The 10,742-nt window shown below is 61.0% G+C and carries 10 protein-coding genes and 1 pseudogene; 5 read left to right on the top strand and 6 right to left on the bottom strand.

Annotated features, from left to right (window positions below; all coding sequences use genetic code 11):
• Positions 1 to 196 precede the first annotated feature (196 nt).
• The 4 genes from ACXJKO_RS26485 (at position 197) to ACXJKO_RS26470 (ending at position 2,626) form a co-directional block, all read left to right on the top strand.
• The gene (locus ACXJKO_RS26485; protein WP_457094041.1) at positions 197 to 1,090 is read left to right on the top strand and encodes a YsnF/AvaK domain-containing protein; all 894 of its coding nucleotides are present in this window, start codon (positions 197 to 199) and stop codon (positions 1,088 to 1,090) included.
• Between the two features lie 58 nt (positions 1,091 to 1,148).
• Positions 1,149 to 1,547 (top strand): YidB family protein, encoded by a 399-nt coding sequence (locus ACXJKO_RS26480; protein WP_457094040.1) that lies wholly within the window; start codon positions 1,149 to 1,151, stop codon positions 1,545 to 1,547.
• Between the two features lie 13 nt (positions 1,548 to 1,560).
• The gene (locus tag ACXJKO_RS26475) at positions 1,561 to 2,061 is read left to right on the top strand and encodes a YciE/YciF ferroxidase family protein (RefSeq protein WP_457094039.1); all 501 of its coding nucleotides are present in this window, start codon (positions 1,561 to 1,563) and stop codon (positions 2,059 to 2,061) included.
• A gap of 160 nt (positions 2,062 to 2,221) precedes the next feature.
• Positions 2,222 to 2,626 (top strand): YsnF/AvaK domain-containing protein, encoded by a 405-nt coding sequence (locus ACXJKO_RS26470; protein WP_457094038.1) that lies wholly within the window; start codon positions 2,222 to 2,224, stop codon positions 2,624 to 2,626.
• Positions 2,627 to 3,362: 736 nt separating this feature from the next.
• On the opposite strand, the pseudogene ACXJKO_RS26465 reads toward ACXJKO_RS26470, so the two are convergent.
• A pseudogene (locus ACXJKO_RS26465) lies at positions 3,363 to 4,055 on the bottom strand (SDR family oxidoreductase); the annotation flags it as partial.
• A gap of 107 nt (positions 4,056 to 4,162) precedes the next feature.
• On the opposite strand from ACXJKO_RS26465, the gene ACXJKO_RS26460 reads away from it, so the two are divergent.
• Positions 4,163 to 5,020, top strand: coding sequence for a glycoside hydrolase family 25 protein (locus ACXJKO_RS26460; RefSeq protein ID WP_457094037.1), 858 nt, complete (start codon positions 4,163 to 4,165; stop codon positions 5,018 to 5,020).
• Between the two features lie 429 nt (positions 5,021 to 5,449).
• Here the strand turns inward: ACXJKO_RS26460 and ACXJKO_RS26455 are convergent, their stop codons facing one another.
• The 5 genes from ACXJKO_RS26455 to ACXJKO_RS26435 all read right to left on the bottom strand — a co-directional run.
• Complete coding sequence (locus ACXJKO_RS26455; RefSeq protein WP_457094036.1) at positions 5,450 to 6,118, bottom strand: 3'-5' exonuclease; 669 nt, start codon at positions 6,116 to 6,118, stop codon at positions 5,450 to 5,452.
• Positions 6,119 to 7,948 carry a DUF294 nucleotidyltransferase-like domain-containing protein gene (locus tag ACXJKO_RS26450; RefSeq protein ID WP_457094035.1) on the bottom strand — a complete coding sequence of 610 codons (1,830 nt, stop codon included), beginning with the start codon at positions 7,946 to 7,948 and terminating at the stop codon, positions 6,119 to 6,121.
• 53 nt (positions 7,949 to 8,001) lie between these two features.
• A complete protein-coding gene (locus tag ACXJKO_RS26445; protein ID WP_457094034.1) occupies positions 8,002 to 9,696 on the bottom strand; it encodes a cation acetate symporter in 1,695 nt (564 codons plus the stop codon).
• The gene (locus tag ACXJKO_RS26440; RefSeq protein ID WP_457094033.1) at positions 9,696 to 10,001 is read right to left on the bottom strand and encodes a DUF485 domain-containing protein; all 306 of its coding nucleotides are present in this window, start codon (positions 9,999 to 10,001) and stop codon (positions 9,696 to 9,698) included. Before ACXJKO_RS26440 ends, ACXJKO_RS26445 begins: the two co-directional genes overlap by 1 nt.
• Before the next feature lie 25 nt (positions 10,002 to 10,026).
• Positions 10,027 to 10,742 (bottom strand): AMP-binding enzyme (locus ACXJKO_RS26435; RefSeq protein WP_457094032.1); only part of this gene is annotated, 716 nt, incomplete at its 5' end.

Here is a 10,742-nt window from a genome sequence, read left to right as displayed (position 1 = left end):
CCCTTCTCCTCGGCGCCTTGGCTGCCTGGTTTGGCGGGCGCCTCGGGGCGGTCGATCCGACCATCACGGCGTGGTTCTTGGCCACGCGGAGTACCAGCTCTTCCACCAAGACGACCTGAGTTGACAGCCATCGTTTCGATCAGCCGACATCGATGTGTCGGCTGATCGGGTCCACACAGATCACGGAGATACCACAATGACCCAGCAGACCATGACAGCCCAGCAGACGATGACGGCTCTCTTCGACGATCGCGTCGATGCCAGGAGAGCGATCGACGAACTTGTCAGCGCGGGCATTTCGCGCACCAGCATCACGTTGATGCCGGAGGACGATAGCGCCTCATCTCCGGTGACGGGCTCGTCCTACGACACTGACCGCGATGAGAAGGGCTTTTTTGCCTCTCTTGCTGATTTCTTCCTGCCCGACGAGGATCGCTCCACCTATGCGGAAGCCATGCACCGCGGCAGCACCATGGTGACCGTCACGGTTGATGCAGCTCGGGCCGAACGCGTCGAGGACATTCTCGAGGAATACGGCACCGTCGACCTGGAGGAGCGCGAGAGCGCGTGGCGCGCTGACGGATGGCAGGGCTATACGCCCGACGCTACCGCCATGAATGCCGCGACAACCAGGAAGGCGAGCGGACCCACCGCAAGCCGCGCGACGGGCGCTGGTGAGGAAGTGATCCCGGTGGTCGAGGAGCAACTCCGCGTCGGCAAGCGCGATGTCAGTCGGGGTCACGTCAAGGTGCGCAGCTACGTGGTCGAAACTCCGGTGTCCGAGCAGGTCAGCCTGCGGACCGAGAGCGTCCAGGTCGAGCGTCGCCCTGTTGATCGCGCCGCAGCGGTGGGGGACGATACGTTCCGCGAGCGCACCATCGAAGCCGAGGCCACGTCAGAGGAGGCTGTGGTCTCGAAGGAAGCCCGCGTCACCGGCGAAGTTGTGGTCAAGAAGGGCGTCGAACAGCGCACTGAAACCGTGTCGGACACCGTCCGCTCGACCAAGGTCGATGTCGAAGACGATCGGGTCGCGACGGACAAGACCACGTTGAACCGCACAAACGAAAAGCCGCTGAAGCGCTCGGTCTGAACCTTGCGGGGCGGATCAGATCGGGTCCGCCCCCTTTCACCCGGGATGGAGATGACTGGTGCAGTTTCTTGATGAGGCAGCCCGCGGCATTTACGGACCATCAGCGAGCGGCATCGATCCCTCCTCGCCGATCGCGGTGGCTGTCGCTGCCCTCCTGACGTCACGCGGCGGCAAGGAGTACGGCGAAGGAATCAGCCAGCTCCTCGATCACTTTACCCATTGCGGGCATGGCGTAATCGCGCAGTCCTGGATCGACATCGGCGGCAACCAGCCTGTCACGCCAAACCAGCTTGAGGAGGCCCTCGGCCCCGCAAAGATCGACGCCTTGGCGCGCCAGTCCTGCCTCCCGAGCCAGGAGCCGCTCACCGCGCTCTCCCGACACCTGCCCGGCATCGTCGATAAGCTGACCCCGCTCGGTCAGGTGCCGGACGCACACAAAACGCATCAACAACTATAACCATGAGGACACCATGAAAACGATCAGGGACTTGCTCATCGAGGAGATGAGAGACACCTACAGCTCCGAAACCCAGATCCTGGAAGGTCTCGGCGCCATGGCCGAAGCCGCCACCTCACCGAGTCTCACGCAGGCGTTTCAAACCCATCGCCAGGAAACACAGAACCAGGTCGAGCGCCTCAAGCGGGCCTTCGAGCATTTGGGAGCCGATCCTGAAGGGAACACCTGCGAGGCCACGCAAGGCCTGATCGCAGAGGCGGAGGAAGTGATGGACGAAGGGCTGCCCGGCGAATTGCTCGATGTGGCCCTCGTCATGGCCGCGCAGAAGGTCGAGCATTACGAGATTGCCAGCTACGGCTCTCTGAAGACCATCGCGCAGGATTGCGGAGAGAGCGAAGTGGCAGCGCTGCTTGCACAGACCCTCGAGGAGGAGAAGGCGACAGACGAGAAGCTGACGCGGCTTGCCGAAACCGAGATCAACAAGAGGGCCATCGCTGCCTCTCCATCGGCTTGATCCAACATTATTGAGAATAGGCGCTTCGTTATATGTAATAGGCGCGCCATCCAGCCAAGCGCATCGTGCTGATTTTGCTCTAAGCCATGTAAGCGCCATCACTTCTTGAACGAGCAGAAGGTGTCCAACCATGCGCGAGTCCAACTCCGGGAGTGTCGAGATGAGTGAGACTGACAAACCCGACACGCTAGTGATCCCGATCGTCGAGGAGGAGGCGAAGATCGCCAAGCGTCAGGTGGTAAGCGACAGGGTTATCGTGAAGACTACCGTCAACACTGAAGAGCGCGTCCTCAAGGAAATGCTGTCACAGGAAACGGTCGTGGTCGAACGAATTCCGGTCAACCGCGTCGTCAATGTTGTGCCACAGCTCCGGACCGAGGGCGACGTCACGATCGTTCCCGTGTTCGAGGAGCGCCTCGTCGTCGAGAAGCAGCTCTTCCTGGTGGAGGAAGTCCGGATCCGGCGCACGACTTCGGTCGAGAGCGTCGAAGTACCGGTGACGCTGCGCAAGGAACTTGCCACGGTCGAGCGTCTCGACGGCTCGGGCGAGCCGATCACGGAGTGAGTTGATCCGGTTCTACATCCAGAGCGGCTCCCGCAAGAAGGATCTACCGTCGTTCGAACCAACAGCAGGATCTCGAGCTTCTTATCGGATCAGCGGCGTGGGGATCACTGCGTTCAAATCTATCCCGGACACCGGCGCTGGCGTCATTCCATCATCCACGCACCGGCAGCCCTGCTCGCAATCGGAGCCTGGAAAGCCTTTATCGAGGTTATCGTTGGCCAAGGATTCAGGCTGTTGCCGACTGAGAGGTGCGATGGCTCCCGGTTCTCGGCTGAGAAGCAGCCCATTTTGACCGATCCGCCGCGCGGCTCCAGCGCACCCTAAAGGTCTTACCCTGCAACCCGCTCGCTTGAGTCAGTGGCTCAAGTGCGGGCGTGTTCCAAAAACGGCCTTATCAGAATTCTGCCATCGAATCGGGAATGTCTCTTAGTGGCAGATACTGTTGAAAAACTCCGCAAAGGCCGACTTCTGGGTGAGCAGCATACAGGATGCTGGGCCTCGTCTGGCCCAGTGATGCTAGTAATAGACCGATGAAGTAGGGCGCGGGAGTTTTTCAACGAAATCGGCACGAGGCGGACCTTATCGGGATTTCCGCATCTGCGGCAGAAGCAGCCCTTCGTTGGAGTCACTCTACGTTACACTTTGACCCAAAGGAGACCATCCAACGATGATTGGAACATCAGGAGAGGTCATTCCTGCATGACCTCTCCTGATGTTCCACCTCGTTGCTGCCGACTCAGAACTCCTGCCTCGTCGGCCTGAACAGGATCTCGTTCACGTCCACATCCTCAGGCTGCGTCATGGCAAAGGCTACCATGCTCGCGAAGGACTCGGCAGGGATTGCGAACTGCTCGTAGAACTGAGTGATGCCTGCGGCAGCATCCGGCTCGGCGATGCTGTTCGGGAGTTCCGAGGCGACCGCGCCTGGCGAGACGACCGCCGTCCGGATGTTGTAAGGCTTCACCTCCTGCCGCAGCCCCTCCGAGATGACGCGCACGGCCGTCTTCGTTGCGGCGTAGACGGCGCTCCCCGGACGGACCTTGTGGCCGGCGACCAACGACACGTTGATGATGTGGCCGCTCGTCTGCTCCGTCATGTACGGGAGGGCTGCGCCGATGCCGTAGAGCACGCCCTTGAGGTTCACGTCGATAATGCGGTCCCAGTCCTCGACCTTAACGCGTTCGAGCGGGGAGTGCGGCATCAGGCCAGCGTTGTTGATGATGACATCAATGCGGCCGTGGATCTGCACTGCCCTATCCACCAGGCGCTTGACCTAATCGAAATCGGTTACATCGGTCTGTACTGCCGCATCGTCGCCCAGCAAAAGCTCCCTGGCGAGGGCCATGCTTCGGGAGATGTCGCCGCCACGACGTCGGGCTTCGGACGGGACGAATCCTGTGCAGACTGCCAGCGCACGGCTCGTGCCATCTCAGATTTGCCCCTTTTTGTCCCTAATCGCTCTTCCTGCGCCATATTTGGCATCGAGTTCTCCACGAAGCATGAGGGCCGGGTTTCAACCGGGGCGGGGACTAGCAGATGGACAAAGCGCTTGCGGTACTGAGGGCCGGGTTACGGCTTTGCGCGATTGTGCCCCTTGGCATGGCGCTGGCTTCCTGCTCGGGATTAGGGCTGATATCAGGCGTTGGAGATGCCAAGCCGCACGTCGGCGTGGCCAGTGCGCAACTCCGACCCGTTCACGGCGTGGACATCTCACGATGGCAAGGAAAGGTCGACTGGGCAGCCCTGCGTGACGGAGGCACCCGCTTCGCCTTCATCAAGGCCACTGAGGGTGGGGATCACATCGATCCGAGATTCGCCGAGAACTGGGAGGGCGCCCGCAACGCGGGTGTCCTGCGTGGAGCCTATCACTTCGTGTATTGGTGCCGGCCTGCCGAGGAGCAGGCTGCCTGGTTCAGGAGGAACGTGCAGCCAGAGGCGGACGCTCTCCCTCCGGTGCTCGATGCCGAATGGAACAGCGCGTCTCCTTCCTGTGGCAGGAAGATCCCGCGTGACAAGGCCTTGGCCATGATCCGGGTCATGCTGCGCGAGATGGAGTCCCACACGGGCAAGAAGCCGATCATCTACACGGACATCACCTTCCATAGGGAAGTCCTCGAGGGCGAGCTCAAGGACTATCCGTTCTGGATACGGAGCACCGCCGCCGAGCCTCAGGTCCGCTACAACGACCGCCAGTGGGCCTTCTGGCAGTTCACAACCACGGGGAGGGTTCCCGGCGTTGCCGGAAACGTGGACCGCAACGCCTTCCATGGCACCGAGGCGCAGTGGAGCGAGTTCGTGGGCGGATCCGCCAAGATCCAGATCGCAGAGGGAACGGTATCCGAAGGCGCGAAGAGCGTCACCGAGGCATCGTGGTCAGGGCTTCCCGACGACTGAGGGAGCACGGGCCACTTGCGTGAACGAGGTTGCCGAAAGCGGTTGGGCAAGCCCGCCTGTTCGGACATGAGAGATCGTTTGGCACGATCTCGAGCACTGCGGTCATGCGCCGCTCACGGTGCATGACGACTTCTTTCGTACCCACGTCGACCACGGCAGGCATATTGGTGCCCTCGCCACCGCAGCCTGGGTTCTGATGCTGACGCCACAACAGGCTCGTCGCAAGGCCGGCATGGCATCCAAACACTTCCGGATCCGAAAGCTATTGCAGAATTTTTGGCGACCTACTTAGACCCGGAGTCCGCTCTCGCCAGGAACATCGGACGTTCCTGGAGGCCGAGGGATCGGCAGAGGATGATCCAAGGCGGACCTTCGAGCCGTTTCCGGGCTCCTTGAATGCTTAGGCCATATTCTCGAGAATGATCCTCCTCAAGCGCCAATCGGCGCAACCTGATGCACGATCCGTGTGCGGCTAAGGCGAGTGCCACGCTTCTGCATGTCTTGGAGCTGAACGTACATCATGGCCGTCATAAGCGTATCATTGAACGCGTCATGCTGCTCAAGGCTTGGGATACCAAGATCCGCAAGAATGGAGGCGAACCGCAGGTCGAGCACCGTTCCGGGTGGAGCGCCACCGTATTTCAGGGCGTAATACATGGAGGACACCTCGATGCGACGGTTCGGAAGCTTCGCCTCGATATAGCGGAGGATATATTTGTCCAGCATGCGGATGTCGAAGTCGACATAGTAGCCGACGATCGGCCGTCCACCGATAAACCGGAGAAGCTCGGGAAGCACCTCGTGCATTGCCCGTCCCACCGCCACATCCTGGGCCCGGAGCCGATGCACCTTGATCGACGTGGAGGTCGGATCCTTGTCGGGCCGTATGACGGCCCTGAAGGGTGTGCTCATCATGATGCGACGGTCGCGGACGATCAGCGCCGCGATGGCGATCACCTCATCGGTTCTTGGATTGAGCCCTGTGGTCTCGCAATCGAGAACGACAACCTCGTTAGGAGGGCCAGGCTCGAACAGAAATCGATAGGAGTGATCTCCCAGGGAGACGCGATAGAACATATTCCGCAACCAGCGCATCATTCAGAATGCCCCGAGATTGTAATGGTTGCGGACCAGTTCGCGGAACTGGCGGACGACCCGGAGGGCATCCCGGAGCATATCCCGGTCCACTGTGGTGATCTCGTCGAGCCGCACGACGGACTCGGCTCCGATGGTTCCCCTGTGCAAGGCGCGTAACTGCGACCTGAGACGGAATTCCATGAAGGCATGAAGCGCACTGGTCAATTCCCCGCCGAACCTCGTGTCCAGGGATCCAATCTGGACCAGAGCATCGATGCGCGCGGCTGTCGGATTGACAAGGATGCCCTTGTCGATCGCCAGCGTCCGGACACCATGCACGATAGGGAATGTGCCGGCTCTCTTGAGATCGATCTCGCCGGAGCCGACACCCACCGATGCCATGATCGTGCTGAGGACACCAAGGTTCGGGGTCGTGAAGGTCTCGATCAAGTGTGCGAAATGCGCCAAGAGGGCAGCCTCGCCGCGCATGAGATCGATGAGCGCTTCCTTTGCTCGGACGACAAGGTCTTGCTTCCCGGCGACCGCCACGGCGTCGAAGAAGATGGCGATGTTCATGGCGGCTGCCGCATCGCGGCTGAACACCCAGGCCTTGAGTTGGCGGATAAAGCCCTCGACGGTCTGCGACCAGACCGGGTTGCGAACCATGACGTTCCCGGGGCAGGGCGGGAAACCAAACCTGTCCAAGGCGCCGGAAAAGGCCTCGCGGAACTGCGCGAGGTCACCGTCTGGAACCTCCTCGGCAAGAAGAAGGGCGTTGTCCTGGTCAGTCCGCACGGTTTGCTCGCCACGCCCTTCCGAACCCATCAGCAGCAGGCAGCCATCCTGTCGGATGGCCAGTGGGGCCACCATCTCAAAGAGCTTTCTGAACAACCGTCGGTTCAAGTCTGAGGTGATTTCGGCGATCAGGTCAACCTTCAACCCCTGCCGATGGAGCCGCTCGACTTGGCCCTGGATGTCACGAGCTGCGCCCGCCAGGTCGTCGAGGTTGCGGGCGCGATCAATTCTTCCAGGGATGAGTTGGGAGTTGCCGGCCAATAGCCCCAGGATGTCGATGTCCTCGAGGAAGCCGACATAATCGCCGTCCGACCGGATTGCGAGACGCCGCTTGTTGTGCTTCGTCATCAAAAGCAGCGCGTCAAAAATGAAGTCGCTCCCGTCGACCGAGACAACATTGAAATGGCAGACCTCCCGGACCGGCGTGTCGAGCGCAAGTCGACGCAGGACGACTGCTTTCGACAGGTTCATGCCCGTGACCACGCCAACCCGCTGTCCATCCCGCACGAAAAGGGCATTGATGTCATTGTCCTTCATGCAATGCCCGGCCTGCTCGATGGTGGTCGCACCATCGACAAAGACGGCGCCCCCTTGCCGCGCCTCGCGGATGCGTGCCCGCAGCACGCTCTCGACTCCCTCTGTTTTCCTCTGCTGGGCAAAAGCATCGAGCTTGCGGGATACATCCGCATAGAAAAAGGCCGCGAAGGCTGCGTTGTGACGGATGAGATCAAGAACAACGTTGCGGGGGATCAGGTAGCAGAGCGTCTCCTCCACCGCGACGAAGTCTTCACCTGCCGCCCCGTGCACAACGGCGCGCGAGTCAAAGCTGTCTTTGGGGCCGAGCACGGCCAGGAGTGTGTTTCCGTCCCGAACCTCGACGGCTCCCTTGATGACGATGTGCAGCAGGTCCGACGCATGTCCCTGCCGGACGATCATCTCATCGGGGCTGAAATACCCGATGTCGAGCACCGCCCTGAGCTCCTCGACCTCCTGATGTGCGAGCCGGTCGAACGGCGGATTGGCGGTGTCGAAGCCCTGCATGGATTGACTTGGCATGGATCGCGAGCCCTCCGCCGTTGATCAACCGGAAGGTGGAGATCTCCTAATCGCTAGTGCACGTGGGCAGCAGTGGCGCCGATGCCGGTCTCGGATCGAACATATTGGGCATCAAACGCCTCGATCTCCGCCTTCGCCCGTTCGCTGGCGTCAAGCTTGGAAAAAGCCCAAATTCCGAGGAACGCGATCGGCATCGAGAAAATCGCGGGGTTGTCATACGGGAAGATTTCCTTTGGGAAGCCGAAGGTTTGCACCCAGACGGCCTTGCTCAGCACCACCATCACGACGGCGCTGACGAGTCCAAGGAGCCCGCCGGCCAAAGCACCCCGGGTTGTCGTTCCTTTCCAGAGAATGGACATGAGCAGAACCGGGAAGTTGCAGCTCGCGGCCACCGCAAAGGCGAGGCCCACCATGAACGCCACGTTCTGGTTCTCGAAGATGTAGCCCAGGATAATGGCGACGATCCCGATCGCGATCGCCGAAATCTTCGAGATCCTGACCTCCTTCTGTTCGGAAACACGGCCGCGTGCGATGATCTCCGCATAGAGGTCGTGGCTGACGGCAGAAGCGCCCGCAAGGGTGAGCCCGGCGACAACGGCAAGGATCGTCGCGAAGGAAACGGCGGAGATGAAACCGAGGAAGAGCGAGCCGCCGGTGGCCGCGGAGAGATGGACCGCGGCCATGTTCGTTCCGCCGATCAGGTCCTTGACCTTGTCGTAAACTCCGTTCGGGCCGACTTTGAAGTAACTCGGGTCGTTCATCAGGAACGTGATCGCGCCGAAGCCGATGATGAAGGTGAGAACATAGAAATAGGCGATCAGGCCAGTGGCGTAGAATACCGATTTCCGAGCCGCGCGGGCATCGGACACGGTGAAGAACCGCATCAAGATGTGTGGCAGTCCCGCAGTCCCGAACATCAGCGCGAGCCCGAGCGAGATGGCCGAGATCGGGTCGGCCACGAGGGCGCCGGGAGCCATGATGGCGTCGCCTCTCGGGTGGATTGCAACGGCGTCCGCGAACATTGCCTCAGGGCTGAAGCCATATCGCCAGAGGACCATCAGGGCAATCAGAGTTGCACCGGCAAGGAGAAGGCACGCTTTGATGATCTGGACCCATGTGGTGGCTTTCATGCCGCCAAACACAACATAGACGATCATCAGCACGCCGACGATGACAACCGCGTACAGGTAGTCCAGGCCAAACAGCAGTTCGATGAGCTTACCCGCACCGACCATTTGCGCGATGAGATAGAAGGCAACCACCACAAGCGTACCGACCGCCGACAGAATGCGGATCTGGGTCTGGTCGAGACGAAACGAGGCCACGTCGGAGAACGTAAATTTGCCCAAGTTCCGCAGGCGCTCGGCGATGAGGAAGAGAACGATCGGCCAGCCGACCAGGAATCCGATCGAGTAGATCAGACCGTCGAAGCCGCTGGCAAAGACGAGACCTGAGATGCCGAGGAAGGATGCTGCCGACATATAGTCGCCGGCGATGGCTAAGCCGTTTTGCATCCCGGTGATGCCGCCGCCCGCCGCATAGAAATCCGCGGCAGTCTTTGTCTGAGTGGCTGCCCGGTAAGTGATCCCGAGCGTGCCGAGCACAAAAAGCAGAAACATGACGATCGCGGCCCAGTTTAATGGCTGCTTCTGGACCGCGCCCAAGTCTGGACCCGCTGCAAGGGAACTCGAGAGAACGCCATCGACCACGAGAACAGCCGCGACCGCGATGATCGGGAGCCTGCGCATCACATGAACTCCCTCGTGAGATTGCGGGTCAGTTCGTCAAACTCGCTGTTCGCCCGGTAAACATAGATGCCGGTCAGGACGAAGGCGGCGATGATAACGCCAAGCCCAAGCAGGATCCCCAAGGAGGTGACGCCGTCGCCGACCTTCATGGCGAGGAGGGGCTTGGCAAACGCCACGAGGAGGATGAACCCGAAATAGATGACGAGCATCACAATGGTCAGAGTCCAGGCGAACTTGGTTCTCTGGCGGACAAGCTCCTGAAACCTCGGGCTTTGGATAACTCGGTCGTAGTCACGGGAAGCCATGGCTGGAACCCTCCATCAGAGATGGTCAACGAGTTTTGTTCTGGCGGTTGGTGATCAGATCATCCACCACGCCGGGGTCGGCGAGCGTCGAGGTGTCGCCGAGCGCGCCGAACTCGTCCTCGGCGATCTTGCGCAGRATGCGGCGCATGATCTTGCCCGAGCGGGTCTTGGGCAGGCTCGGCGCGAACTGGATCAGGTCCGGCGACGCGATGGGGCCGATTTCCTTGCGCACCCAGGCCACCAGCTCCTTGCGCAACTCCTCCGACGGCTCCTCCCCCGCCATCAGGGTGACATAGGCGTAGATGCCCTGGCCTTTGATGTCGTGCGGATAGCCCACGACGGCGGCTTCCGACACTTTCGGATGGGCGACGAGTGCGGATTCCACCTCCGCCGTGCCCATGCGGTGGCCGGAGACGTTGATCACGTCGTCGACGCGGCCGGTGATCCAGTAATAGCCGTCCGCATCCCGCCTGCAGCCGTCGCCGGTGAAGTACTTGCCGGGATAGGTCGAGAAGTAGGTCTGCACGAAGCGCTCGTGGTCGCCATAGACCGTGCGCATCTGGCCCGGCCAGGAATCGGCGATCACCAGATTGCCTTCCGCCGCACCGTCCAGCACCTTGCCGTCCGCATCCACGACCTCCGGCTTCACGCCGAAGAAGGGCCGCGTGGCGGAGCCGGGCTTGAGCTTCGTCGCGCCGGGCAGCGGCGTGATGAGAATGCCGCCCGTCTCTGTCTGCCACC

This window comes from Microvirga sp. P5_D2 (genome assembly GCF_054049475.1).
The sequence above is the reverse complement of the archived record's forward strand: the minus strand, read 5'-3'. Positions and strand labels throughout refer to the sequence as shown.